33 protein-coding genes and 3 pseudogenes are annotated in these 22,271 nt (G+C 41.2%); 12 read left to right on the plus strand and 24 right to left on the minus strand.

Annotated elements, in window-relative coordinates; translation table 11 throughout:
• Positions 1–195: 195 nt before the first annotated feature.
• The 3 genes and pseudogenes from RUW00_RS04370 to cspD all read left to right on the plus strand — a co-directional run bounded on the left by RUW00_RS04370 (position 196) and on the right by cspD (position 1,760).
• Positions 196–1,338, plus strand: a complete 1,143-nt coding sequence (locus tag RUW00_RS04370; RefSeq protein ID WP_007409520.1) for a diglucosyl diacylglycerol synthase — start codon at positions 196–198, stop codon at positions 1,336–1,338.
• A gap of 94 nt (positions 1,339–1,432) precedes the next feature.
• Positions 1,433–1,544, plus strand: a pseudogene (locus RUW00_RS04375) (hypothetical protein); the annotation flags it as partial.
• A 15-nt stretch (positions 1,545–1,559) separates the two neighbouring features.
• Entirely contained in the window at positions 1,560–1,760 is a 201-nt protein-coding gene (gene cspD / locus RUW00_RS04380) for a cold-shock protein CspD (RefSeq protein WP_003153604.1), read from the plus strand.
• A gap of 51 nt (positions 1,761–1,811) precedes the next feature.
• Here the strand turns inward: cspD and RUW00_RS04385 are convergent, their stop codons facing one another.
• Entirely contained in the window at positions 1,812–1,994 is a 183-nt protein-coding gene (locus RUW00_RS04385; protein WP_012117812.1) for a hypothetical protein, read from the minus strand.
• A 161-nt stretch (positions 1,995–2,155) separates the two neighbouring features.
• On the opposite strand from RUW00_RS04385, the gene RUW00_RS04390 reads away from it, so the two are divergent.
• Positions 2,156–2,413, plus strand: coding sequence for a DUF2564 family protein (locus RUW00_RS04390; RefSeq protein WP_014418165.1), 258 nt, complete (start codon positions 2,156–2,158; stop codon positions 2,411–2,413).
• Between the two features lie 26 nt (positions 2,414–2,439).
• Here RUW00_RS04390 and RUW00_RS04395 read toward each other — a convergent pair whose 3' ends face one another.
• Positions 2,440–2,622, minus strand: coding sequence for a zinc-finger domain-containing protein (locus tag RUW00_RS04395; protein ID WP_003153581.1), 183 nt, complete (start codon positions 2,620–2,622; stop codon positions 2,440–2,442).
• 2 nt (positions 2,623–2,624) lie between these two features.
• Positions 2,625–3,296, minus strand: a complete 672-nt coding sequence (locus tag RUW00_RS04400; RefSeq protein WP_014418166.1) for a ribonuclease H family protein — start codon at positions 3,294–3,296, stop codon at positions 2,625–2,627.
• 81 nt (positions 3,297–3,377) lie between these two features.
• Between RUW00_RS04400 and RUW00_RS04405 the strand changes: the two genes are divergently transcribed.
• From RUW00_RS04405 to sspL, 3 genes are read left to right on the plus strand one after another with little or no spacing between them, the layout of a single operon-like run.
• Positions 3,378–4,058 carry a queuosine precursor transporter gene (locus RUW00_RS04405; protein WP_012117815.1) on the plus strand — a complete coding sequence of 227 codons (681 nt, stop codon included), beginning with the start codon at positions 3,378–3,380 and terminating at the stop codon, positions 4,056–4,058.
• A gap of 6 nt (positions 4,059–4,064) precedes the next feature.
• On the plus strand, positions 4,065–4,457 hold the full coding sequence (locus RUW00_RS04410) for a reverse transcriptase-like protein (RefSeq protein WP_082998882.1): 393 nt from the start codon (positions 4,065–4,067) through the stop codon (positions 4,455–4,457).
• 51 nt (positions 4,458–4,508) lie between these two features.
• Positions 4,509–4,637 carry a small, acid-soluble spore protein L gene (gene sspL / locus RUW00_RS04415; RefSeq protein WP_003153575.1) on the plus strand — a complete coding sequence of 43 codons (129 nt, stop codon included), beginning with the start codon at positions 4,509–4,511 and terminating at the stop codon, positions 4,635–4,637.
• A gap of 5 nt (positions 4,638–4,642) precedes the next feature.
• Here the strand turns inward: sspL and RUW00_RS04420 are convergent, their stop codons facing one another.
• From RUW00_RS04420 to RUW00_RS04450, 7 genes are all read right to left on the minus strand, one after another.
• Positions 4,643–5,530 (minus strand): 5'-3' exonuclease, encoded by an 888-nt coding sequence (locus RUW00_RS04420; protein ID WP_014418167.1) that lies wholly within the window; start codon positions 5,528–5,530, stop codon positions 4,643–4,645.
• Between the two features lie 93 nt (positions 5,531–5,623).
• Positions 5,624–5,767: a hypothetical protein gene (locus RUW00_RS04425; RefSeq protein ID WP_014418168.1), complete on the minus strand. Its 144-nt coding sequence runs from the start codon at positions 5,765–5,767 to the stop codon at positions 5,624–5,626.
• A gap of 76 nt (positions 5,768–5,843) precedes the next feature.
• On the minus strand, positions 5,844–6,101 hold the full coding sequence (locus RUW00_RS04430; protein ID WP_012117818.1) for a YpbS family protein: 258 nt from the start codon (positions 6,099–6,101) through the stop codon (positions 5,844–5,846).
• Between the two features lie 68 nt (positions 6,102–6,169).
• Positions 6,170–9,748 (minus strand): dynamin GTPase, encoded by a 3,579-nt coding sequence (dynA, locus tag RUW00_RS04435; protein WP_280145187.1) that lies wholly within the window; start codon positions 9,746–9,748, stop codon positions 6,170–6,172.
• A 182-nt stretch (positions 9,749–9,930) separates the two neighbouring features.
• Positions 9,931–10,026 (minus strand): Fur-regulated basic protein FbpC, encoded by a 96-nt coding sequence (fbpC, locus tag RUW00_RS04440; protein WP_025284905.1) that lies wholly within the window; start codon positions 10,024–10,026, stop codon positions 9,931–9,933.
• A gap of 72 nt (positions 10,027–10,098) precedes the next feature.
• Positions 10,099–10,605, minus strand: a complete 507-nt coding sequence (locus tag RUW00_RS04445) for an isoprenylcysteine carboxyl methyltransferase family protein (RefSeq protein WP_003153565.1) — start codon at positions 10,603–10,605, stop codon at positions 10,099–10,101.
• Complete coding sequence (locus RUW00_RS04450) at positions 10,605–11,705, minus strand: type III polyketide synthase (protein ID WP_280145188.1); 1,101 nt, start codon at positions 11,703–11,705, stop codon at positions 10,605–10,607. Before RUW00_RS04450 ends, RUW00_RS04445 begins: the two co-directional genes overlap by 1 nt.
• 166 nt (positions 11,706–11,871) lie before the next feature.
• Here RUW00_RS04450 and RUW00_RS04455 point away from each other — a divergent pair, with 166 nt between their 5' ends.
• Positions 11,872–12,480 carry a GNAT family N-acetyltransferase gene (locus RUW00_RS04455; protein ID WP_095272839.1) on the plus strand — a complete coding sequence of 203 codons (609 nt, stop codon included), beginning with the start codon at positions 11,872–11,874 and terminating at the stop codon, positions 12,478–12,480.
• A 28-nt stretch (positions 12,481–12,508) separates the two neighbouring features.
• Here RUW00_RS04455 and RUW00_RS04460 read toward each other — a convergent pair whose 3' ends face one another.
• A complete protein-coding gene (locus RUW00_RS04460; RefSeq protein ID WP_015417691.1) occupies positions 12,509–12,817 on the minus strand; it encodes an MGMT family protein in 309 nt (102 codons plus the stop codon).
• A gap of 231 nt (positions 12,818–13,048) precedes the next feature.
• On the opposite strand from RUW00_RS04460, the gene RUW00_RS04465 reads away from it, so the two are divergent.
• Both RUW00_RS04465 and RUW00_RS04470 read left to right on the plus strand, forming a co-directional pair.
• Complete coding sequence (locus RUW00_RS04465; protein ID WP_007409508.1) at positions 13,049–13,318, plus strand: hypothetical protein; 270 nt, start codon at positions 13,049–13,051, stop codon at positions 13,316–13,318.
• Positions 13,319–13,792: 474 nt separating this feature from the next.
• A complete protein-coding gene (locus tag RUW00_RS04470; protein WP_095272842.1) occupies positions 13,793–14,377 on the plus strand; it encodes a DUF421 domain-containing protein in 585 nt (194 codons plus the stop codon).
• A 207-nt stretch (positions 14,378–14,584) separates the two neighbouring features.
• Here the strand turns inward: RUW00_RS04470 and RUW00_RS04475 are convergent, their stop codons facing one another.
• The gene (locus RUW00_RS04475; RefSeq protein WP_021494221.1) at positions 14,585–15,148 is read right to left on the minus strand and encodes a cysteine hydrolase family protein; all 564 of its coding nucleotides are present in this window, start codon (positions 15,146–15,148) and stop codon (positions 14,585–14,587) included.
• A 346-nt stretch (positions 15,149–15,494) separates the two neighbouring features.
• Between RUW00_RS04475 and RUW00_RS04480 the strand changes: the two genes are divergently transcribed.
• Complete coding sequence (locus tag RUW00_RS04480; RefSeq protein WP_095272844.1) at positions 15,495–15,770, plus strand: hypothetical protein; 276 nt, start codon at positions 15,495–15,497, stop codon at positions 15,768–15,770.
• A 236-nt stretch (positions 15,771–16,006) separates the two neighbouring features.
• Here the strand turns inward: RUW00_RS04480 and pbuX are convergent.
• From pbuX to RUW00_RS04495, 3 genes and pseudogenes are all read right to left on the minus strand, one after another.
• Positions 16,007–16,927 (minus strand): annotated as a pseudogene (pbuX, locus tag RUW00_RS04485) (xanthine permease PbuX); the annotation flags it as partial.
• Between the two features lie 36 nt (positions 16,928–16,963).
• On the minus strand, positions 16,964–17,128 hold the full coding sequence (locus RUW00_RS04490) for a hypothetical protein (RefSeq protein WP_020954050.1): 165 nt from the start codon (positions 17,126–17,128) through the stop codon (positions 16,964–16,966).
• A complete protein-coding gene (locus RUW00_RS04495; RefSeq protein ID WP_161619930.1) occupies positions 17,125–17,679 on the minus strand; it encodes a Holliday junction resolvase RecU in 555 nt (184 codons plus the stop codon). The genes RUW00_RS04490 and RUW00_RS04495 overlap by 4 nt, the downstream gene beginning before the upstream one ends.
• 97 nt (positions 17,680–17,776) lie before the next feature.
• Here RUW00_RS04495 and RUW00_RS04500 point away from each other — a divergent pair, with 97 nt between their 5' ends.
• Positions 17,777–18,016, plus strand: a complete 240-nt coding sequence (locus tag RUW00_RS04500) for a helix-turn-helix domain-containing protein (protein ID WP_014470254.1) — start codon at positions 17,777–17,779, stop codon at positions 18,014–18,016.
• A gap of 224 nt (positions 18,017–18,240) precedes the next feature.
• On the opposite strand, the gene RUW00_RS04505 is transcribed toward RUW00_RS04500, so the two are convergent.
• The 9 genes and pseudogenes from RUW00_RS04505 to RUW00_RS04545 form a co-directional block, all read right to left on the minus strand.
• A complete protein-coding gene (locus RUW00_RS04505) occupies positions 18,241–18,693 on the minus strand; it encodes a macro domain-containing protein (protein ID WP_280145189.1) in 453 nt (150 codons plus the stop codon).
• Entirely contained in the window at positions 18,686–19,363 is a 678-nt protein-coding gene (locus RUW00_RS04510) for a hypothetical protein (protein WP_280145190.1), read from the minus strand. The genes RUW00_RS04505 and RUW00_RS04510 overlap by 8 nt, the downstream gene beginning before the upstream one ends.
• Before the next feature lie 3 nt (positions 19,364–19,366).
• Positions 19,367–19,471, minus strand: a pseudogene (locus RUW00_RS04515) (hypothetical protein); the annotation flags it as partial.
• 36 nt (positions 19,472–19,507) lie between these two features.
• Complete coding sequence (locus RUW00_RS04520; RefSeq protein ID WP_045207785.1) at positions 19,508–20,128, minus strand: beta clamp domain-containing protein; 621 nt, start codon at positions 20,126–20,128, stop codon at positions 19,508–19,510.
• 160 nt (positions 20,129–20,288) lie between these two features.
• A complete protein-coding gene (locus tag RUW00_RS04525) occupies positions 20,289–20,528 on the minus strand; it encodes a hypothetical protein (RefSeq protein WP_045207787.1) in 240 nt (79 codons plus the stop codon).
• 42 nt (positions 20,529–20,570) lie between these two features.
• Positions 20,571–20,930, minus strand: a complete 360-nt coding sequence (locus RUW00_RS04530; protein WP_216593169.1) for a hypothetical protein — start codon at positions 20,928–20,930, stop codon at positions 20,571–20,573.
• Positions 20,931–20,974: 44 nt separating this feature from the next.
• Positions 20,975–21,163: a hypothetical protein gene (locus RUW00_RS04535; protein ID WP_280145191.1), complete on the minus strand. Its 189-nt coding sequence runs from the start codon at positions 21,161–21,163 to the stop codon at positions 20,975–20,977.
• A gap of 48 nt (positions 21,164–21,211) precedes the next feature.
• Positions 21,212–21,433 carry a hypothetical protein gene (locus tag RUW00_RS04540; protein ID WP_103526862.1) on the minus strand — a complete coding sequence of 74 codons (222 nt, stop codon included), beginning with the start codon at positions 21,431–21,433 and terminating at the stop codon, positions 21,212–21,214.
• Between the two features lie 9 nt (positions 21,434–21,442).
• Positions 21,443–22,270, minus strand: a complete 828-nt coding sequence (locus tag RUW00_RS04545) for a metallophosphoesterase family protein (protein ID WP_315956507.1) — start codon at positions 22,268–22,270, stop codon at positions 21,443–21,445.
• Between the last annotated feature and the right edge of the window lies 1 nt (position 22,271).

Raw genomic sequence — 22,271 nt, forward strand, 5'->3', positions numbered from 1 at the left:
ATATGATAAAATACTCTTGATTCAGTATGCGTATAACAAAACTTTAAAATAATGGAACATATCAATTAAATTTAGTTTAAATATGTTGCCGCGCTTATTATAAAATGATGCACTTGTGTTATGTTTATCTATAGACAATAACTCCTTACGATGCATGAAGCTTGCTTGTTGTTGATTACATTGAGGTGAATTTACTTGAATACCAATAAAAAAGTATTAATTTTGACTGCAAATTACGGAAACGGGCATGTTCAAGTGGCCAAAACGCTCTACGAACAATGTCTGCGTCTCGGCTTAGATGTGACGGTTTCCAATTTGTATCAAGAGTCAAATCCGATTGTTTCAGAGGTTACTCAATACCTTTATTTAAAAAGCTTCTCAATCGGAAAACAGTTTTATCGTTTGTTTTATTACGGAGTTGACAAAATCTATAATAAACGCAAATTCAATATTTATTTTAAAATGGGAAATAAACGTTTAGGCCAGCTCGTCGAAGAGCATAAGCCGGACATTATTATCAATACATTTCCGATGATTGTCGTACCGGAATACAGACGGAGAACCGGAAAAGTGATCCCGACGTTCAACGTTATGACCGATTTCTGCCTTCACAAAATCTGGGTTCATGAAAATGTTGATAAATATTATGTCGCCACAGATTACGTGAAGGAAAAACTGATTGAAATCGGCACTCACCCGAACAACGTAAAGATCACGGGCATTCCCATCAGGCCTCAATTCGAGGAATCGATGCCGAAAGAGCCGATTTATAAAAAATACAATCTCTCTCCCGACAAAAAAGTTCTTCTTATTATGGCGGGAGCGCATGGTGTGCTGAAAAACGTAAAAGAACTGTGCGAAAATCTCGTTCATGACGATCAGGTGCAGGTTGTGGTGGTATGCGGCAAAAACAGCTCGCTGAAAGAATCCCTCAGCAGCTTGGAAGGTGACAATGCCGACCGGCTGAAAGTGCTGGGCTATGTAGAAAGAATTGACGAGCTGTTCCGTATTACGGACTGCATGATCACGAAACCGGGCGGCATCACACTGACGGAAGCGACGGCGATCGGAGTACCCGTTATTTTGTACAAACCGGTTCCCGGACAGGAAAAAGAAAACGCCATTTTCTTTGAAGATCGCGGTGCGGCTGTCGTGGTCAACCGCCACGAAGAAATTTTAGAGTCTGTCACCTCCCTTCTTGCGGATGAGGAGAAGCTGAACCGGATGAAGGACAATATTAAAAGCCTTCACCTCCCCAACTCTTCTGAAGTCATTTTGCAGGACATTATAAAAGAATCTGAAATGATGGCCGGGAAGGCGGATATGGCATTATCGTAAAAGAAAAGCACACGAACGATTCGTGTGCTTTTTGTTTTTTTCCGGTTAAGCTTTGTTACTGGAAAAATAAAGATAAAAAATAGGGAGCTGCCGCTTGACGCCCGCTCCCATATGGTGTATAGTTGAACCATCATTTAACAACGTTTACATACGTACGGTTGGATGATGACAAAATTTTTTTTAGCACGAAGGTGCTACAGTACTAGGAGGAATTAAGCAATATGCAAAACGGTAAAGTAAAATGGTTCAACAACGAAAAAGGATTCGGCTTCATCGAAGTTGAAGGCGGAGACGACGTATTTGTTCACTTCACTGCTATCGAAGGAGAAGGATACAAATCATTAGAAGAAGGACAAGAAGTTTCTTTTGAAATTGTCGAAGGTAATCGTGGACCTCAAGCTTCTAATGTTGTAAAACTCTAAACTCAATACATGTTGATCAGATGACAAATAGAGGAGAGGCGTATGCCTCTCCTATTTGATTGCCGTCTGAATCTCAATGGCGACAAGATTCTGCTTGCAGCGCTGCTCGATTTCTTCAATTTGTTTCTCCATTGACGGCATTCCTTTTTTTGCCATTTCCGCTAAACTTCCCAAATCACCGTATATTTCTTTAAATGTCTGCTGAAGGATTGTTTTTAAATCTTTATCATTCACGGCTGGTTTTTCCCTTCTCTCCCAAGATACCCTGAATAATAGTAAATTAGCCCTAATTAATCAGGTTCAATAGTTATATCGGCTTATTTTCTATATTTTTTTCTATTTTCCGTACATATTTCTAAAAAAAATCTCCAAACTATTTGCGGAGGTGTTTTTTAATGGACTCTGAATTTTTTCCAAACGGACTGACGGATAAACGCCAGCTTGAATTAGCGGTGGAAACGGCCCAGAAAACAACGGGAGCGGCTACCCGGGGCCAAAATTCAACTTTGGTGGAATCTGCGCACCAGGCGATTCAGGATGCCAGAACGATGTCACAATCCAGTGAACTGCAGGCTCTCGACCAGGATTTTCTGCAAAAGCAGCGAATGCTTCTCGACGATTGCCAGCATCAGCTCGATGAATTCGAAAAATAAAACCGCAGAAGCTGCGGTTTTATTTTTTATTGATTTGTCAGCACCTTGCCGTAGGCTTTCAGCTTCTCCCCCACCGTGCATTGGTTGATGCAGAAAGAATGAGCGTGCGTTTTTCCAAACTCTTTGCGGAAATGCTTTTTTACGAAACAGTCTTTGCAATATTCATCCTGAAGCTCTGTCAATTCTTTATAAATGCTTTTTTTATCCAATATCAGTCATCTCCGTTACCTTCTAATGTTATGCGGCTTTCAATCTGCCGGTCCGAGAGAATTTTTCTGGCAAGGTCATCCGCTTCTTGATTTTCCTTTCTGTTTACGGCTTCATATGTCGGTGTCAGCTTTAAGGATTCGAGCAGCGCTTCAATTTTATCCAGCCATTCGTTTTGCGTTTCATCATAACACGGCCAGCTGCCGTCAAGCTGATGTAAAACGACGAGGGAATCCCCTCTTATCGTGATTGAATTTCTGCTTGCGCCAAGTTCCTGCACTTCCTTAAGCGCTTCGTACAAAGCGGCATATTCCGCCTCATTGTTCGTCTGAAGCGTTAAGCTTTTGTTTTTCCGTATGCGGTGCCGCTTGCCGCCGAGAGAATAATACACGACAATTCCGAGTCCGGCGCGTCCGCTTGTTTTGTCAAAGCCGCCGTCGAAATACACTGTAATGTCGTCAGGTTCGTGCGCAAGCTCTTCAGTAAGCTTTTCTAATTCTTTAAGCGTCCAGCTCGCGCCTTTTTCATCCTCAAAATAAATGTCTTTTATATAAGGAAAGCGGCTGACTTCTCTTGCAAGCATGCGCGCTTTCGGAACGGTCAGCCAATCTTCGGAAAAAAACGCGACGGGGCCTGTTCCTTTTGCTTCTATTTCGATATACGGCTTAAGATTCATTGAAATCACCTTACCATTCATTAGTTGACGGGCGTGTGCTATAATCAAACCATTCTCAAATTGAAAGGAAGTCAGCAGGTTTTGTTTAACGATGTGTTATGGATCTTATTTGCGGTCATTCATTTTATCATTGTTCTTCTGTTTTATAAAGGATTTGGCAAAACGGGCCTATTCGTATGGATCGGTTTCGCCACGGTGTGCGCCAACTTGCAGGTTGTCAAAACAGTCGAGCTGTTCGGGCTTACGGCGACACTGGGAAATATCATGTACGGCACCGTTTTCTTCGCAACGGATGTGCTGAATGAAAAATACGGTCCCAGGGAAGCGCGCAAAGCCGTCTGGCTCGGGTTTTCCACTCTGCTCGCTTTGACATGCGCCATGCAGGGGGCTCTTTTATATAAACCGGCTGCGTCAGATATCGCACAGCCGGCCCTTGAGACGATTTTCGGTTTTCTGCCGCGTGTTGCGCTCGGAAGCCTCTTGGCTTTTATTTTCAGCCAAACGATAGATGTTTATGTATATTCAGCCATTCGGAGAATCTTTCCTTCAGACAGGCTTCTCTGGCTCAGAAACAGCGGAAGCACGGCGCTCAGCCAGCTGCTGGATACATTTATCTTCACTGCCGTGGCCTTTATCGGCGTTTATTCCGCGGGAGTATGGTTCAGCATCTTCATTTCAACTTACCTGATTAAATTTGCGGTATCACTCATTTCTGTCCCTTATGCGTATGCGGCAAAACGAATGACACCGAATGGAGAGTGACGGATGATGCCCGCTGAAATTTATGTAGACGGTGCAAGCGCCGGAAACCCGGGCCCGTCCGGTATCGGTATTTTTATTAAACATGACGGGAAAACAGAATCTTTCTCAATTCCGATCGGCGAACATTCAAATCAGGAAGCTGAATTTCTCGCTTTAATTGAAGGAATGAAGCTGTGTGCCGCCCGCGGATTTGAGTCCGTGTCATTCCGGACGGATTCGGATATCGTGGAGCGGGCCGCAGATCTTGAAGCGGTTAAAAACAAGGCCTTTCAACCGTTTGTGGACGAAATCATCCGCTTAAAGGCCGGATTTCCATTGTTTTTCATTAAGTGGATTCCCGGCAGACAAAACCAAACAGCCGATCAGCTCGCAAAAAAAGCGATTCGGCTGAATAAATAACCGGAATGAAATTGCGTCTCACTGTTCATCCTACAAATGAGGTGAACAGCTATGAGAAAAGAAAATAAAGGCCGGCTGACCGGGGGCGTGAATCCTCAGGGAAATATGGAAGGAAACGCGCATAAAGACCCGAAATCAGCCCTTGAAAACAACGCAAAAAAAAGCAATACAAAACGCTAGAGGGATCAGCTGATCTCTCTGGCGTTCAGCTTTTCGAGCATTCTTTCAATTCCTTTTATCTGATGGCGTCTGAGCATTAATGCCGCTTCTTCCATCTTCAATGAAAAAAGTGCTTCTTCAAGCGTACAGACTAACGGCACCTCGCAATGTATTTCAGCAAGCTGCCTTGACAGCTCCAATTCTTTCAAGCTTTGCTGAATTTTCGTTTGCTGGCCCTTCGGCAAGAGAGCGAGGCTTTCTAATAACCGGTCTATGTTTTGATATTCACGGATCAGCTTGTACGCCGTTTTTTCCCCGATCCCTTTAACGCCTGGATAGTTATCGCTCGTGTCTCCCATCAGCGCCTTAATGTCAATCAGCGCTTTTGGCGGAACTCCCGTTTCTTCTCTGAATATCTCATCTGTATATACCTTATAATTGCCGATACCCTTTTGCAGCAGCGCTACTTGAACTTGATGATTCAGCAATTGAAGCAGATCTTTATCACCCGTTACAATCGTAATTTCCGCTTCCCCGGAAAATAGGGCAGAAAGCGTACCGATACAGTCATCCGCCTCATAGCCTTTTATGCCGATGTTTAAAAAACCGAGCTCTCGCGCTGCTTCTTTCGCCAGATCAAATTGCGGAATCAGCTCTAGCGGCGGTTCGCTTCTGTTGGCCTTATAATCTTGAAACAAATCATTGCGGTACGTTTTGCTTCCCATATCCCAGCAGCAGACGACATGTGTGGGCTGAAACGTATCAACCGCCGTAATAAGATGCTTTAAAAAACCGTTGACGCCGTTTGTGGGAATTCCGTTTTCATTTATCATAAAATTGCGATGAACGGCCGTCGCGAAAAACGAGCGGAACAAAAGCGCCATGCCGTCAACGAGCAGTAATTTATTATTCATATATCGAAACTCCTTTTTATTCAATGTTCCTATTTTACCAAAGAAGGCGGTAAAAAAACAGCATCCCCCCATTTGGAAGATGCTGCCGTCACGTTACTCACCGTGTCTTTTATTGCTTGCTATCAGCTTTTCAGCTTCACGGCCGGCATAAGAATCAAATTTCTGTCCGAAGCCGTTTTTCTTTTTGGCATTGTTGTTCTGCTGAGCATTTCTGTTTCCCAGTTTTGTTCTGCCCATGGTCATATCCCCCTTTAGAGAAGATACGGATAGTATGTACAGCAAGCGCTGATGACACACGCGGCAGGTTCATCCATTACTGTCTGCTGACGAATTCTTTCACCATCTCTTCACTTACGAATCGTCTTTGCGGCACGATGCCCTTTTTCGCCAGCTGGTTCATTTTTGCGGTGATGCCATTGATGGCATCTGTCGTGAACGGTTTATTCTGTCTGCATTTTACAATGGCTTCTTCAATGGCCTGTTCACGCTCATAATCAAGCTGTACAAATGTTTTGACGTGCTGATGCTGTTTTGCGGAATGTGCTGAAATTGCTTTATGGACTTCTGACATAAAAGGTTTCATCTCGCTTTTTTTCATTTTAGTCTACCACGACTGATATCTGCCCGCCAACCGGATTTTTAAATTTTCAGCATTTCATCTTTCTTTTTCCATGCTTTTTCGGCTTCGTAAAGGTGTTCAATCTCCCTCGCACTCGTATTTTCCGCAAGACCTTGTAAATAAGTGTCCCGCTGCTCGCGGATCTGGGACAGGCTTTTATCCGCCATGTCTTCTTGCAGACGGCGCACCTGCTCAGTATATCGCTCTGAAAGGCTTTCTTTCTCCTGCTCAAGCCACTTTTCTGTGACTTTTTGCAGGCTGAGCCTGAGCCCTTCCACAAACGCTGCTTTTCCGTTCTGTTCAAAAAACTGCTTCGGCGATTTAACTTCCTTTACGTGATGTGAGAATACCGAGACGTCAATGACCGGAGCGACCTCTTTCAGCTGAACGGCAAATTCGTTTTCACCGCTCACATAAATGGAGAAATCTCCGTCTTCCATAAGCTTCTTCTGACAGTTTTCCATCCATTCCTCAGTCATATGGCGCTCAATAAAACCGGTCATCCGGATATCGAGCGTTTTCAGCTCTTGAATATATTCAAAACGGAATTCCTTGAGCGCTTCATTCAGCGCCGCTGATATATTTTGTTTCCAATCACCGTTTTGAAGACCCGGATGGAAGGCAGTTTTCAGCATATCATTCGCATAAAACGTCAGGCGATGTTTAATGTGATAGAGCTGTTCTTCCGTATCTTTCATCACTTTTCGAATGATGACCTCAGACGTACGGCGCTTTGAAATGTCAGCGAGAGCTTTTTCATAGGAAGACTCCAGACGCTGTTTCTTTTTCTCTTTTTCTTCTGCCGACTGGTGAAGAGATTCGTGAAGCTGTTCCACCATCTCGCACAGTTTGTCCGCCTCTGTTTTCAGCTGGGCGCAGCTTGCCCTCATTACATCTTCCTCAATAAAGTGCTCAAGCCCGGTTCTTACATCAGAGAACCTGTTATAAAAAGCTTCTTTTTTACCCGCAAGCTCTTCTTTACTTGAGACATGATATAATTTCGGCCGGTTAATTCCCTCTTTTGAGAGTTCTGAGCGGACATAGTCTTTGACGGTTTCCAGCTCGCTTTTGGTTTTGGCCAGATCGGCGGCGTTAATGACAAAAAACATTTTATCCATGCCGAATGATTCTTTGACGAGGCCGAGTTTCTTCAGAAAAGACCTGTCTCCTTTTGAAAAAGAATGCTGATAGTACGTCATATAAAAGAACGCGTCAGCATCTTTTATATATTGAAAGGCAAGCTCCGTATGGCGCTTATTTATACTGCTTGCTCCCGGCGTATCAACAATAGTGATGCCTTTTTGCGTGAGAGGCGAATCATAATACACGGTGACTTCTTTTACGCAGCAGGCCGTTTTTTCTTCGGCTGCGTACGGTTTTACATCTTCAACCGGCACAGTCAGTGTCAGCCTTTGACGGATCTGTTCTTCGTACGTATCAAACGCCTGCAGCATCGTCTGAATCACCGGGATAAGTTCATCCGGAACTTTTCCCTTTTTAATGGCATAATTCCATCTCTCTTTCAGTGAACGCCCCTTTACATCAGCGTCTTTCAGCTCAGTCAGCTGAAGCATTTCAGCATCCAGCTCCTCTTCCGTTTTAAAAACGATTTCCGCAGTTTTATGCGGTTTGCCGTCTTGCGGTTTCGTTATTTTATTGATCGTAGCCGTTGTGGGCGTCGGAGATGACGGAAGCACGTATTCACCGACAAGCGCATTTGCAAATGATGATTTACCGGAACTGAATCCGCCGAATAACGCCAAGGTAAACTGGCGGTTTTCAAGCCGCTCAATCCTGCTTCGAAAGGCTTCTGCCTGTTTTCCTAATATGCTCGAGGATTCAAGAATCCCGGCAAGCTCATAGAACCGATCAGTCTGCTCTTTTATAGGAAGTTCCTTCATCGCATTTTTTTCGGGCTTGCTTACTTTATGCTGTACAGCCTCTTTTGGTTTCTTTTGGACGGGCGCTTTTGCAAGGCGTTTTTTTCGCGTATACCAGTCGCCGCTTTCCGGATCACAGGTCAATTCTTCTTCCCACAAAGCGCGGACTCGGGCTGCTTTTTCCAAGGCATTGCGTTCTTCTTTTGCCGATTGCGCGAGCTCATCCCTTATTTTCTTTTCTTTTTCGAGCCGGTTTTTCAAGTTCTCAATGAGCGGTCCGTTTTTTGTCTGAACATAAGCGGTCAGCTCCTCAATGAGTTCCGCTGTCTGTCTTTTGGCTTCCCTTCTGATCATTTCAGCGAGGTCTTTCGTATAAGTTAATACGTATTCAGATGAAAAGGCCGCTCCCTGCTTAAGGGCCTGAGCGGTGATATCATCAGAAAGCGGTGTACGGTACGCCTGGATTTTCCTGATCAGTTCGTCCGAATCCGCTTCATACCGCTTGGCCGCTTTCGTAAATGTGTCGATAATATGCCAATCCGCTTCCCCTTCCGTTCTTTTTTTAATATCGGCAAAAAATTCAGCACGCCTTCTTTCTTTTTCCGAAGCCGTTTTCGCTTTTGAAAAGAATAATCCGGTTTTAAATGAGGGCTGCTGTGATTCAATATAAGCAGATGCAAGCTCCCTCATCTCAAAGGGTGTCAGATTAGCGTTTTGCAATATGTTCTGCACGTCTTTTCTGATGTCTTTCTCTGCTGTTTCAGCCTGTTGAACGGCTTTTTTAAGCTCATCTTCAACAGAACGGACAAGTGCTTCTTGTTTGTCAAACTGCTCTCCGCTGCCGTTTTTATCTTCTTTTACGAGCATCTCTGTATGCTCTGTGACTAAGTGTGCGACTTTTCTCTCCGTTAAGGACCATAAATTTGTTTTTGCCTGCTGTTTCAGCTTCTGCAGATGTTTTTTCAGCTGTTCCATGCCGTTTAAAGGATGGTCAGGCTCAGTGACAGACGTAAAGAAAAGCGATTCTTTCGGTATTCCCGCGTCTTCAAGCATATCTTCCACCTGCCTGCGGTACGCTTCAAACTTCGTTTCAGTTTCATCATGCCTGTCAATTTGGTTGACGATCAGAAACAAATTCGGAATACGGTCTTTGATGGAGCTGAGAAACAGCATATTTTCTTCTGAATGAACGTGATTATAATGAACGACGTAAAATAAAGCGTCAGCCTGATGGAGAACCGAAGCCGCAGATAAAAAATGCGCTTCGTCCGTCGAATCAATTCCCGGTGTGTCGATGTAGGCCGCATAAGGCTCTGACTCCTTAAAGCCGGCATAGACTTCCACCGTCTCAATTTGCTCACCATCTTTACAGAATTGCTGCACTTGTTCTTTATCGTAACTTCCTTTAATTTCTGCATAAGCCCCGTCCGTCGTATGAAGCACGACTTTATCTTCACCGTGCCGGATGACAACGAGGTTGGCGCTTGTGGGAATCGGGCTTGTCGGCAGTATGTCTTCACCGAGCAATGTGTTTAATAAAGAGGACTTTCCGGCCGAATAATGCCCGGTAAACGCGATATAAACCTCTTCATCAGCCGCTTTTTTCATAATGGCCGCGAGCTGATCGGCCCGTTTTTTATCCTGATGATCCAAAAATTGTGCGTATAAGGCACCCGTTCTGCTGAAAATCTCCCTGTTATGGCGTTCTTCTTCTGTCATGTGTCTTTACCCCTTTGTGTCTGTCGCATCAAATGACGTTTTCATTTTTAGAAAGCTCTGAAAAAAACCTCTCCCCCATTTTACACAAGAATGGCACACTTTTCTTCAGGAAACGCAAAAAAGCCGCCGATATCGGCAGCTGATAAAGAAAAAACACCCGCGGCAGGAAAAACCGCAGATGTTTAAGAAGACATCGATTTATTCGAAACTTTTTTCAATACGAAACCAATTAAAACACTGTATGTACAAACGGCTGCAAATAAAAATAACATTGTCATTTTCGGCACCACCTTGAATGAGAATCATTTTCATATTTATATCTTATCATGAGTGAGAATGATTTTCAATCTCTATTTTGCGGTGTTTTCTTCTAGCGCTTTCTCTTCGGCGCGAATCCTCACAGTGAGCATGCAGGCATTGAGAATCGAAAAGAGAAACAGTGTCCAATACGCTCCGTATAACAGCGGCAGAAAAATAAATTCTAAGATGACGACCGCGTAGTTCGGGTGTTTCATCCACCTGTACGGCCCCTTTCTGACAAGCTCCGCATCCGGCACGACAAGGATTTTCGTATTCCAATACCGTCCTAATGATAATAGCGCCCAATACCTGATCCCCTGTACAAATAAAATGATACATATAATGGCGGCCCACCTTGGAGAAAGCGTTTTTTGAAACGCCGCCACCTCAGCTGTAAGAGAGACAAAAAAGAGCACATGCATCAGGACGAGAAAGGGATAATGTCCTTCTCCGTATTCGACTGCGCCTTGCTTTTTCACCTTTTGCTCATTGCGCCGGGCCACGATCATCTCCGCAATCCGCTGGGCCGCAAGCAGCATGATAAACAGCCAAAACATTAAGAAGCCCCCTTTTCCCAGCTGAACAGCAAAAGCTCAGACGAAAATCCCGGCCCGAGAGCGCCGATCAGCCCTTTTTCGTTTTCTTTCTGCCGTCCGTGGAGCAACTGTTCTTTTATCACATGAAAAATAGTTGCGGAAGACATGTTCCCGTGTTTTTGCAGCACCTTCCGAGATGCCGCAAGCTGACCGGTCTCCATTGAAAGACTCGTTAAATAGGCGTCAATGACCTTTTTCCCGCCTGGATGGGCAAGAAAGGTTTTAATGTCGTGAGGACTGACACCATATTCAAATAAAAATTCATCAACATTGTCCTTCAGCCACTGTGAAACCAGGGTGGGAATGTCTCTTGAAAAAATGACTTGAAAACCGCTGTCCGTGAATTCCCAGCCCATCACATCTTCCGCATCCGGCATCATCACCGATTGAGTGGCGAATATCCGCGGAAGAAGCGGCTGTTTGACGTCGTTTCGGTTCGCCTTTTCTCCTCCGATTAGTACTGCGGCAATTCCGTCCGCAAACAGGGAAGTTCCGATTAAGTTGCTTTTTGACTTGTCGTTCGGCTGAAACGTTAAGCTGCAGAGTTCAGCCGCGATGACAAGCACGTATGCTTCAGGATACGCGCGGCAGTATTCGTATGCCCTGGACAGGCCGGCCGCTCCGCCCGCGCATCCTAAACCCCAGATCGGTATCCGTTTTGTTTTCGCAGAAAACGGAAGCTGATTCATCACTTTCGCTTCAATGCTGGGTGTCGAAAGCCCGGTGCTGGAAATAAAAAAGATCGCATCCACTTTTTCATACGGAAAGGGATTTGTTAAACAATCCGGGTTTGTTAAACAATCAAGTGCCGCATCCGCACTGTGCTTGACGGTTTCTTCCGTATACAGCCGGTTTTTTTCTGAAAAACCCCGTGCCGTTTTATACCATTCAATCGGCCGGACAAACTGCCTTGATTCAATTTCGCCGTTTTGAAAGGCTTTTAACAGCCGGTCAATATCCTTAAATGAATCGGCAAACATCCCTCTCGCAAAATCCGCCGCCGTTTCTTGCGAGACATGATACTTCGGAATGCTCGTTCCGACAGATAACACATATGCCATGCCCATCACCTCTTTACATAAAGGTTTCCGCTTTTTTCCTGAATGTATGCATAAGTTTGAATCGAGGATTTCACTGACATGCCATTTTAATAGGAAATTGGCCCTTTTGAATAAGAAACCGTTCGACTATACTTGATCCATTCATAATAAAAAGGTTGTGATAAGAATGCTGAAGCCTGTCATTCTTAAAGGGTCAATCGTTCAGTTAGAGCCGCTGGCGATTGATCACACTCAAGCACTCTGTGACGCTGCTTCAGAAAATAGGACGACTTACGTTTACACCCATGTTCCTGACGGAATCGAAGAAACAAAGCGTTATATTGAGCGGGCGCTTTCCGATTATGAAAAAGGACTTGCATTGCCATTTGCAGTACGGAGTCTTGAAACAGACCGAATCGCCGGGAGCACGAGGTTTATGGATGTGGAAGTGTTTACGCGGCCGACAGATGCATCTCCGGAAGTGTGTGAGATCGGCAGCACTTGGTATGCCTCTGCCGTGCAGCGGACCGGTGTCAATACGGAATGTAAATTTCTGATGCTGACTCATGCGTTTGACGTGTGGCAAGCTGTCAGGGTGACGCTGAAAACCGACGTTCGCAACCAGCGCTCACGGACTGCGATTTTGCGGATCGGAGCCCAATTTGAAGGGATCCGCCGCGCACACATTCCGGCTGTCGACGGCGGCCTCAGAGATACCGCCTACTACTCCATCCTTCGGGAGGAATGGCCTTATATCCGGCAAAACCTTTCTGGCCGGCTCAAAGCATATAACTGAAAAACCTGCCGATATACGGCAGGTTTTTTTACATATTCGGATCATAGACGTATAAATTGAGATCGATCCGTCCATCTGACGTGACCGCTACCCCCTCAGCTTCAAGAGACAGCTTCTGTACAGAAAACATCTCTTCATCTCTCAATCCGATTTCGCCCTTTGCATTGATGACCCTGTGCCAAGGAAGACGATGCTTTTTACTCATGGAGTGAAGAATCCGCACAACCTGCCTCGCTCCCCGCGGACTTCCCGCAAGATCGGCAATTTGACCATACGTCATCACTTTTCCTTCAGGAATCTGTTTGATAATGGCTACCGCCCGTTCCGTAAATGTCATGCAACTCCTCATTTCGACTAAAAATGATTTCCCTAGTATCATACAACAGTTTTGACGTCATATGATGATGCCTTACTCTGGAGGCTTAAAATAAGATGGTACGAGTTAATAAAACTCATGGGGGAAAATACTTTCTTATATTCACAAAAAGTTAACATAAGTTTATATGGACAAATTTTACATACAGTTATATAATACAGTTGTATCAAATAAAAAAAGGGAGTGTTTTAAATGAAATTTAAAAAAGTTTTAACCGGTTCAGCTCTATCACTTGCTTTACTTGTTTCTGCTGCTCCTGCTTTTGCAGCAAGCCCGACCGCAGATGGCGGGAGTCATAAAACTGCAGCTCCTCAGGCAGTGTTAAAAACTATATATATCAATGCTAATACACGTGGAGAACTTCTTAATGTAACAGTATTTGCTGGAGTTAAATACTATTTAAAAGATGCCAAGCAGAACAGTGATGGTACATGGACTGGTGAATACCAAGGTTGGTTTTAAGATTATCTAAGGGATAAGAGATTTTTCTCTCATCCCTTTTTTCATAGTTGTTTTCCCTACTAACCTCCTAAAAACCATGATCAACGAAGAGCGTTGTGCGGTGATCCCAAGAAACCGTATTTCAAGCTCTGTCTCAGGAGCAGACCATTGTTCCAGTATGCATCCTTTTTTGTTCCCAACCATGCCGCTTTTCCTATGACTTAATTGTGTTAATTGACAACTCGTATTTCTTGGCAAGGTTCTTCTATTTCATGCCTTACGCACTCCTAATACTCCTTGGTGTGCTTTTCAGCCATCAATATTCACCGCCGCCTCTTGTATTGGAGATTCCGAAATGAATTCACCCTCGCAGAATAGTTTCTCCAGTTAGGAATAAAATTGAATGTAAGGGCAATAATTCTTCGTGAGCAAGTACCCCATAAAACCTCTTACTTGCTCTTTTATTTTTGATAAAACACAATCCAGGGTGATAACATGAGATTTGCTTGGGAAGAATTAATTATAATTGCATTCGGAATGATTTTACTGAGAATTTCAGGGAGAAAATCCATTGCACAAATGACCATCGCACAGACAATGGTGATGATTTCAATCGGTACGATTATCGTTCATCCCATTTTAGAAACCAGTTTATTGAAAACATTAATCGCTGCGTCTATCCTTTTTAGTGCTTTGATTTTGATGGAATGGATTCAAGTAAAAGTAAACTGGATTGAATTTTTTTTAACCGGAAAATCTAAATTCGTTATAGAAGACGGCCAACTCAATATAGAAAACTTAAAGAAGCTGAGACTGACAGCAGATCAACTCGAAATGCGTTTAAGACTTCTAGGCATTTCAAATATAAACACAATTAAATATGCCACTTTAGAAGCTAATGGACAATTAGGCTACGAATTAAAAGATGACTGTAAGCCTTTAACCATCAAAGATCTTAAAAATGTGATCGATCCAAAATGTCTTAACAAAGAGCCTCGGCCTCAAAAAGATGATCAAGCCAATATATTCGAGGAAATCAAAAAACACCAGACTCAGCACAAGCCAAAAAATCTTGAATAATTCGCTGATTAGTAAGCCTTTTGTTATTCAAAACCGAAGCCGAATCAGACCGTTAACCGCCGATCATTTTTTACCGAAACCGGTTTACAAGAAACAAAAAAAGCATCTGAAGCAGATGCCTTTTTTCAATCGATATTGCGATGATGAAAAGAGTCGGTAATCCCCGTATTTTCCGACGAGGTCCTTGTATGCGCCTGAATATGCTTTTCAGCCGGCTATAAAATCATTGATTAATTGATCAGTCGTTAATATTGTGGCGAATTCATCATGCAATGTTGCCAGAGATATATTGTGAATAGTCTCTGCATCATAATATGTATCATTTTGGTCTCTCATTCCAAAGGCTGCTGTTGCATCTGAAATCAGGTATGTATCAAATCCTAAATTACCGCTCATCCTTGTGGTTGTTGAAACACAGTGCGGCGTAGTCAAGCCAGTGATTACGACAGTTGTTATATCATTTGCTTTTAAAAGCTCTTCTAGATTAGTACCAATAAAGCTGCTGTTTACTTTCTTGGTTATAATGACTTCTTTATCCATAGGTTTAACGATTTCCTTTATAGCAACCCCCTCATTTTTTGGATAAAATAAAGAACCAGGTTTATCAGAAATATGTTGTATGTATATGACTGTCCATCCTTTTTCTCTCCATAATTTCAGTATTTTGCTGATATTTTCTTCCGCCTTTACGTTATTTCGGTCTCCCCACTTTTTATCATCAAAGGCTTTTTGTACATCCACAATGATTAAAGCTTTTTTCTTTTCTGCCATCAGATAACCTCCTATATGAAAATTCTTATTTATAACATTTTAAATAAAGATTTTACTTTTGTACAATTGTTTCAGTGTTAAATTTCATATCGCACCTTCCCCGTTGGAAAAGCATTGAAATATCTAAAGCAAGCACTCACTCAAAAGCTGCAGATCACCAGAGGCCAGCAATATTCAACTCTTTTTCTCTATATACTTATCAATATCCTGACATAAGCCGCAACAGTGAATGAAAGGATTGCCCCTAACTAAATTCACACTCACAAAATATTAACAAAAAAATCCTTGGTTATTTTTGTATTTTATGTAATAATACAGGTGTATCAAAAACAAAGGAGTGTTTAAAATGAAATTGAAAAAGATTTTAACTGGTTCTGCCTTGTCTCTCGCTTTACTCGTTTCCGCTGCCCCTGCTTTTGCATCCAGCCCTGGCAATACAAATAGCGACTCAACTCAAACAAAAATTTCGACACAAGCGACCAAAGATTCTTTTACAATGGATTACCTTCATAGATGGGATATCCCAAATACAACTGTTAAGAATGGTGTTACTTATTACCTTAAGAAAGTAGAGATAATCGAAGGGTTCTATCGCGCAACTTTTGAAGGATGGATTAATTAAAAGAAGGGGCTTTCCCTTCTTTTCACTCTCATTTGTAAGGATCCGTGCACCAGATACTCGTTCACGTACATATAGTCCGGGACGGTTTTTCAGCGAAATAAGGCGGATGCCTCGTCACTCAATTTAGTTTCTTTTTCAAAAAATGAAAGAGAATGCCTCACAAAAAGTTCAGCAAACTTTCGGAAGCATCCTCGATCTGGATAAAATAAGATGTTATTTTAAAGAAAAACGGATAACTAACCCTCTTGAACCCTTGTCACATCAAGGGTTTTTTTCGTTTTAGGAATCATGTTATAAACAATATTCAAAATCACGGCGGTAAAGCTTCCGGCGACGATTCCGTTTGTGGTCAGCAGATTTAAGTAAGACGGCAGGTGCTTAAACATATCGGGAACGACGGTTACACCGAGTCCCAATCCGACCGAACACGCGACGATCAGAAGATTTTCCTGCTTTTTAAAGTCAATTTGACTGAGCATTTTAATGCCGTAGGAAATGACCATGCCGAACATGGCCACCATCGCGCCTCCCAGCACCGAAGACGGGATGATGGTCGTGAAGGCTGCGATTTTCGGAAAAAGGCCGAAGAGCATTAAAAGTGCGCCCGTGACACCGATGACCGCGTTTTTCTTAATTCCCGTCAGTTGCACGAGGCCGACGTTTTGGGAATAAGCCGTGTACGGAAAAGCATTAAAAATGCCGCTGATGAATACCGCCAGGCCTTCCGCGCGGTAGCCTTTTGCTAAATCACGTTCAGACAGGCGCCGGTTTGTCAGGTCACCGAGAGCGAAATAGACGCCGGTTGACTCAACAAGGCTGACAATGGCAACGATGGACATCGTAATAATCGGTGCCGCATGAAATGTCGGCGTCCCGAAGTAAAACGGTTTAATCATCTGAATTGCGTCAGCATTCGCCACATTGTCAAATTGCACTTTTCCCATAAAATAAGCGATGGCCGTCCCGATGAAAATGCCGATTAAAATCGAAATGGATTTCAAAAATCCTTTTGTAAACCGATAAAGCAGCACGATGATGACGAGCACCGTAAATCCGAGGGCAAGGTTAGACGGATCACCGAAATCCTCGCTGCCTTCCCCGCCGGCAATATGATTCATCGCGACCGGCATTAAGGTCATCCCGATAATCGTCACAAGCATTATAGTTTAAGTACAACAATAAAAAGAGCCAGGTTAATGGCTCTTTTCTTTTGCTAATAAATTAGACATTACTTCATTCACTTTTAAATTGACTTTCTTAATTGCTTCAGCAGATGGTTGATTCATGCTTTCAATCGTTATATGATATTTTTCTATTTCAAACGATTGCTTTGAAGATGATTTAACGAATTCACTCATACAGCGCTCACACTCTGCTGTTCTTTTTTAATCAAATCATCGCAAAGCTTATTCAAGTAATATGTATAGTTAACTTTTTTCTTCATCGAACGGACTTCTGTGCCGATCTCTTCACATATGGAGATCGGGATACTGGATTTGTTTACTTTATTCCTATATGTATGTGACAACTGATTTTCAGCTATGTTCTTATATGTAAGGAAATCATTAATATGTACGAAATAAACTTTGTTTTCCGGCTCTCTAAACTGAAATAGAAAACCAGGAATTATGTTTGGATATTGCGCTGCCTCTTTTAAGTGTTTAATCTGTTGTGGCTTGATGATCTTTTCACTGAAGGATACAGACTTGTTCTTTGTTGATTTAAGTTCAAAAGGAAATAAGCATCCTTTAAAGTGCAGGAAACAATCATATTTGTTTTTTGATACTGCTGCTCCCCTTTTCAAAAACATTGGGTTAACATCTTTAATTCTGTAGAAGAATAACTTCTGATCTTTTGCTGATTTTTCTATATTCGATTCAAAAACCTTACCTTGGTTTGTACCTCCCAATCAATCACTCTCCTAAAATATTGAAACCAAAATTGAAATTAGAATAAACCTTTGCTACACTGTTTTATGTTAATTAATATTGAAAGAAGTGTTCGAAATGAAGCAATGGACACCCCTGCGCCCTCGTTTAAATGAATTAATGTTTGAATATGACCTCACAGTTGATGACCTTTTCAAACGTACAGGATACCCCAGACAACGTATTCATGATTATATAAGTGGAGCTAAAGCAAATATGAACTTAGCTACGGGCATGACTTTTGCTGACGCCATTGGTTGCTCAATTGAAGAGCTGTACGAATGGAACCATGAAGAAAGAAGAAAAGTTAAATCTTAATCCCTTTTCGAGCCCATCTGATTTCCTGCATCAATTCTTCATTATTATCTGAAAGGTTGATTAGGTTACGGTGGGCTCTTTCGTATTCTTTGTTCTCGAGAGCTTCCTTAACCGTGCTCATTTGCCTTTCCATTTTGTTGTACAGCGTTTGAATGTTCTTGTGTTCTTCTGCTATTTCTACACACCTTCAATCATCTTATTTTATTTTTATCCTAAATTTAGTTTTAATCTAACTTGTAAATTGTCACTTCATAATCCTCGAAGATGGATTCGATCATTTTGTTTACCTCATTCCAATTTCCACCCGCCAAGCCGCAAGCGATTCCATAAGGTAAGGCAATGGATCTTCTATTTGCCATAGCTGAGGTTTTAATTAGCTCTAAGCCATACTTTAAAGCCTCATAGTCGGTGAATACCCTTCCTCTTCCATAAGAGAGTTGTCCAAAGATATGGGCGATAATCTTTCCGTCATGCTCTTTTACTTCTCGAACCTTTCCCAACAGGTCAGGCTTGTACACTACGTTGTCGCACATGTATTTATAAACTCTGTATGCAGATGGATACTTTTCTTTGATTTGCTTCGCCAATCCAGCCCCCATAACTCCTTGACAATTTACTTGATGACAAATAATATCTTCAGAGGCATTTAAAATATTGCCACTTACAACTTTAATCAAAAAACCATTCCTTTCTTTTTAAAAATAGTTGAGAATTTATTTTTTTGAGTTCTGTTAAGAAAACTAATTTTCTAAGTATCTTATACATATTTGAGTTATTGACTCGGATAAACATCATATCCTTGTCGTTTATATGATCTAAAATGCCATTTTGTCTATGATTATCATTTATTGCAACCGAATTGCGCTTATGATATTCTTCATCGTACTCAATAAATATTTTTAATTCAGGTATAAATAAATCAACAAAATAGTTTAACACCCTATATTGTGGTTCAACTTTTATGCTTGGCATTAATTTTTTCATTAAAGTGATAAACTGATTTTCAGAAAAAGTCTTTGGCATATATCTTTCCTTATCATTATCACTCATGTAATCTAGCATTTGAGTTGCTTTTATGTAATTTTTTCTTGTACACGTCTTAAGAAGTTCTAATACAACCTCTCTAGACACTACATACATCTTTTGTTGTTTATTTTGTGAATTAATATAGAACGATGTTTTTATAAATTCATTTGGACTATTTAGTGATATCAGCATTCTTTCAGCTATAAGTCTTACTTTTTTCAATATATCTTTATGATCGTTATCCAATCTTCTTGAAATTTCAAGAGTGCTTATGTAAAAGGATTCCGCCTCAGAAATAGACTCTTTCTCTTTACTATCCATTGATTAGGAAAATTCCTCTCCTTTCCTCAATAGCTCGTTTAAACGCTCAACTTCAGCAACCAACCATTCAGCATAACTAATGTGAATTTTTATCACCCTTGTTGATCTAAATGAAATCAACATTTTATGTAGTTTTAAAACTGATTATCCGTTTTTAATTGGTGAAATAAGCGTCAATAAGTTCGTGCTATTTTCTGGGGTAATGGTAAACGGTCGAAATGATCCGTAATGACGAAGCTTTATTTTATCTATCTTACATGTCTTAAAAAGGTTAAGGGCATCTATTATATACTGAGTTCCAAATACTAAATGAACATCTTCGTTTCCCTTAGAATACCCACTTTTAAACCTAGAAGACATAAGAGAATTCTCAGCAAAGATCGTAGGAATATTGCCTCCATCCACATTCAACTCAACATATGCCTGTTTGTTTTTGTCTACTTGATTACATTTAAGTAATGCATTCATCCCCGACAAAAGTTCTTTTGTTTCAAAAGTGATTTCCGCACTAGCATTGTTAATATCAGGGATTAAATGATCAATAGTAGGATAAGTTCCGTCAACCTGATCCCCTGTTTTGGGATCTAACACCATAGGATCTTTACCGGGAACCGCGCTTTTGGCAAAGTACAAACGATGCATATCTGTAACTATCAGATTTCCATCTTCAGAGTGATAAACTCCTTTCAATACTGGACGCCAATCTGGAACACTTTTCGTCACCTTTTCTGCATGCTTCATAAAAGTTGTGTATGAAATTTTCATTTTTATATTTCCTCCTCAATAAAATTAGAAAGGCTCTTTGCTACTCTAGTAAATATCTATCTCTTCAATATCATTTTCTTAGCATTTTGGACAATCAAAATCAGTTTCATCACCAGTCGAAGCATAGTCACAATCATTGCATTGTCCATATGACACGGTTTCACTTTTCAAAGTCATCAAGATCGATTCCATAAATGCTCTTAACCCAATTTTTAATTATGCTATCCCACCCTCCAAGCAAACCATTCCACGCTAGAACATCTCTAAACACTTCTGATTTCGACATTTTTAGAATTTCTTTATCCATGGAGTCGTCTTCCTTGTCTAAGCCTTCTCTCTGTCTTACATACTGAATAATGCTAATTGGGTACTTTTCTTCTAACAGCTTTGTGTAATCCATTATTCATTTCCCTTTCTCTGGATAAAATAGAAAATAAACATTTTATTTTGAGACGTATTCGCAACACCCATCCGATACCTTTTTCAATAAATATCTCTGTCCCCAAATACCCCATGTATCCCTATCTCCTGTATGCCAGCCGCCGTACTCTGTAGGGTGATGATCAAAGAACAACATGTTTTCTTCTTCTTTTGTCAACTCAACTAAAGGAAAGCAAAATCCTTTAGGGAATGAATTTAACACCTCTCCTAGTGTTTCATATTCAGGATGCAAAGGGCGTGCATGGGAGGGTACTTCTCCAAATTTGTTTACACCCAATGAATTATATGACCCATTAGGATTCTTATAAATAATCCATGATTCAACTCTATTTCGAATCTTCTTCTTTACTCTCTTATTCAATTTAATCTCCCCTTTTCAATCACTCTAGATATTAAACCAGTATTTTAAGCAAACAAATCCCATCCACATTCCATCAACACTTCACCGCTGTCCACATGTCGCAAATCATAATCTCTTTCACCAATATCAATAATTTGGACTTTATCCCCCTTCTCCAACTCCACTGTAAAATTGCTAATATTCTCTTTTAAAGTTTTGATATCGTTAATTTTTGGCTGTTCTATTCTCTTCATATTCAATCCCTCTCTTCTGTATAAAATTAGAATTTTATTTTCTCTCTTTTAGTCGGTTTTAATTAATCTCCCTTGGATTAAATAGACCCATTCTAAATGAATATGCCCAACGACTTCTTCCTTTTCATTGACTAACTGAGTACCGTTTGATTTTTCAATTGTCTGTTTTGCAATCTCCGCATCTGTTTTGGAATAGTATGAAAATGCCATAGGTTCTTCATCATGATCTTTATATATGACTGTCCATACATCATCTAATTTTTTCTTCACGAATTCACCTCATATGTCAAATGTCTTCAACTCAAACGTTTTATATGTATCAACTTGCTTATCTGGTATCTCATTTACCCTAGGATACATATCATAGTCATACGGATATCCAATGCAGTTCATGTGAAAGTTCGTTCCTTCATTATAAAACTCAGCTTGCAAATGATCGTGTCCACAAACCCAATGTTCAGCATTAATAAATGGCAAATCGACCATATAGCAGCTGTTAGGCTCAAACGGAGAATAAGGATTGTGAACAGGTGGGACATGAGATACAAATACATCAATATCAGAGTTTTCAAGAGTGTCATACCAGTCCATTGATTCTTTCCACATTGCTCTTACCCCATCTTCTTTGCTGTATCCATTAAGGCTGATATAGTTTGAATCATTAGAGACACCTTTGAAGAAATTCCATCCTTCATTTCCTTTTGGAAGATACCACATGACATCACCAGCAAATACTTTTCCTTTGTATGTATCCGTAGACTTTATTAATGGAGTGACATTATTGATGTCTGCAGCCTTCTGAATTAAATCATGCACCCTTCCCAATGAATCGGAATATTTTCGCTCCTGATTTTTACTGAGTAAATAAAGATCATGATTACCATATGTGAAGTAAACCTTTTCATACTGCTTTGCTACTTCATCAAGTACCCACAGTGTCTGTTGATTCCACTCAGTAAAATCACCGGCAATTATTAATACCTCACCATTTCCATTCGATATTAACCTTCTAATAATCTCCCTTGTTCGCTTTTCCCATTTGATTTGGTTATTGTTCCAAGGTATCCAGTGATTAATATGAAGATCTGAAACATAATCGATTTTCATA

The sequence above is a fragment of the Bacillus sp. IS1 genome, from assembly GCF_032461585.1.
Classification (GTDB): domain Bacteria; phylum Bacillota; class Bacilli; order Bacillales; family Bacillaceae; genus Bacillus; species Bacillus velezensis.

Bases quoted from the DNA above. Each gene is read 5' to 3' on its own strand.
- RUW00_RS04390 (WP_014418165.1), top strand. From the start codon at position 2,156: ATGGACTCTGAATTTTTTCCAAACGGACTGACGGATAAACGCCAGCTT.
- RUW00_RS04465 (WP_007409508.1), top strand. From the start codon at position 13,049: ATGAAATTTAAAAAAGTTTTAACCGGTTCAGCTCTATCACTTGCTTTA.
- RUW00_RS04475 (WP_021494221.1), bottom strand. From the start codon at position 15,148: ATGGCAGAAAAGAAAAAAGCTTTAATCATTGTGGATGTACAAAAAGCC.
- RUW00_RS04480 (WP_095272844.1), top strand. From the start codon at position 15,495: ATGAAATTGAAAAAGATTTTAACTGGTTCTGCCTTGTCTCTCGCTTTA.
- RUW00_RS04445 (WP_003153565.1), bottom strand. From the start codon at position 10,605: ATGTTTTGGCTGTTTATCATGCTGCTTGCGGCCCAGCGGATTGCGGAG.
- RUW00_RS04470 (WP_095272842.1), top strand. From the start codon at position 13,793: ATGAGATTTGCTTGGGAAGAATTAATTATAATTGCATTCGGAATGATT.
- sspL (WP_003153575.1), top strand. From the start codon at position 4,509: ATGAGAAAAGAAAATAAAGGCCGGCTGACCGGGGGCGTGAATCCTCAG.
- RUW00_RS04420 (WP_014418167.1), bottom strand. From the start codon at position 5,530: ATGAATAATAAATTACTGCTCGTTGACGGCATGGCGCTTTTGTTCCGC.
- RUW00_RS04545 (WP_315956507.1), bottom strand. From the start codon at position 22,270: ATGAAAATCGATTATGTTTCAGATCTTCATATTAATCACTGGATACCT.
- RUW00_RS04455 (WP_095272839.1), top strand. From the start codon at position 11,872: ATGCTGAAGCCTGTCATTCTTAAAGGGTCAATCGTTCAGTTAGAGCCG.
- RUW00_RS04450 (WP_280145188.1), bottom strand. From the start codon at position 11,705: ATGGCATATGTGTTATCTGTCGGAACGAGCATTCCGAAGTATCATGTC.
- RUW00_RS04410 (WP_082998882.1), top strand. From the start codon at position 4,065: ATGCCCGCTGAAATTTATGTAGACGGTGCAAGCGCCGGAAACCCGGGC.
- dynA (WP_280145187.1), bottom strand. From the start codon at position 9,748: ATGACAGAAGAAGAACGCCATAACAGGGAGATTTTCAGCAGAACGGGT.
- RUW00_RS04535 (WP_280145191.1), bottom strand. From the start codon at position 21,163: ATGAAGAGAATAGAACAGCCAAAAATTAACGATATCAAAACTTTAAAA.
- RUW00_RS04500 (WP_014470254.1), top strand. From the start codon at position 17,777: ATGAAGCAATGGACACCCCTGCGCCCTCGTTTAAATGAATTAATGTTT.
- fbpC (WP_025284905.1), bottom strand. From the start codon at position 10,026: ATGACAATGTTATTTTTATTTGCAGCCGTTTGTACATACAGTGTTTTA.
- RUW00_RS04525 (WP_045207787.1), bottom strand. From the start codon at position 20,528: ATGGATTACACAAAGCTGTTAGAAGAAAAGTACCCAATTAGCATTATT.
- RUW00_RS04510 (WP_280145190.1), bottom strand. From the start codon at position 19,363: ATGGATAGTAAAGAGAAAGAGTCTATTTCTGAGGCGGAATCCTTTTAC.
- RUW00_RS04425 (WP_014418168.1), bottom strand. From the start codon at position 5,767: ATGGGCAGAACAAAACTGGGAAACAGAAATGCTCAGCAGAACAACAAT.
- RUW00_RS04460 (WP_015417691.1), bottom strand. From the start codon at position 12,817: ATGACATTTACGGAACGGGCGGTAGCCATTATCAAACAGATTCCTGAA.
- RUW00_RS04400 (WP_014418166.1), bottom strand. From the start codon at position 3,296: ATGAATCTTAAGCCGTATATCGAAATAGAAGCAAAAGGAACAGGCCCC.
- RUW00_RS04490 (WP_020954050.1), bottom strand. From the start codon at position 17,128: ATGAGTGAATTCGTTAAATCATCTTCAAAGCAATCGTTTGAAATAGAA.
- cspD (WP_003153604.1), top strand. From the start codon at position 1,560: ATGCAAAACGGTAAAGTAAAATGGTTCAACAACGAAAAAGGATTCGGC.
- RUW00_RS04430 (WP_012117818.1), bottom strand. From the start codon at position 6,101: ATGTCAGAAGTCCATAAAGCAATTTCAGCACATTCCGCAAAACAGCAT.
- RUW00_RS04520 (WP_045207785.1), bottom strand. From the start codon at position 20,128: ATGAAAATTTCATACACAACTTTTATGAAGCATGCAGAAAAGGTGACG.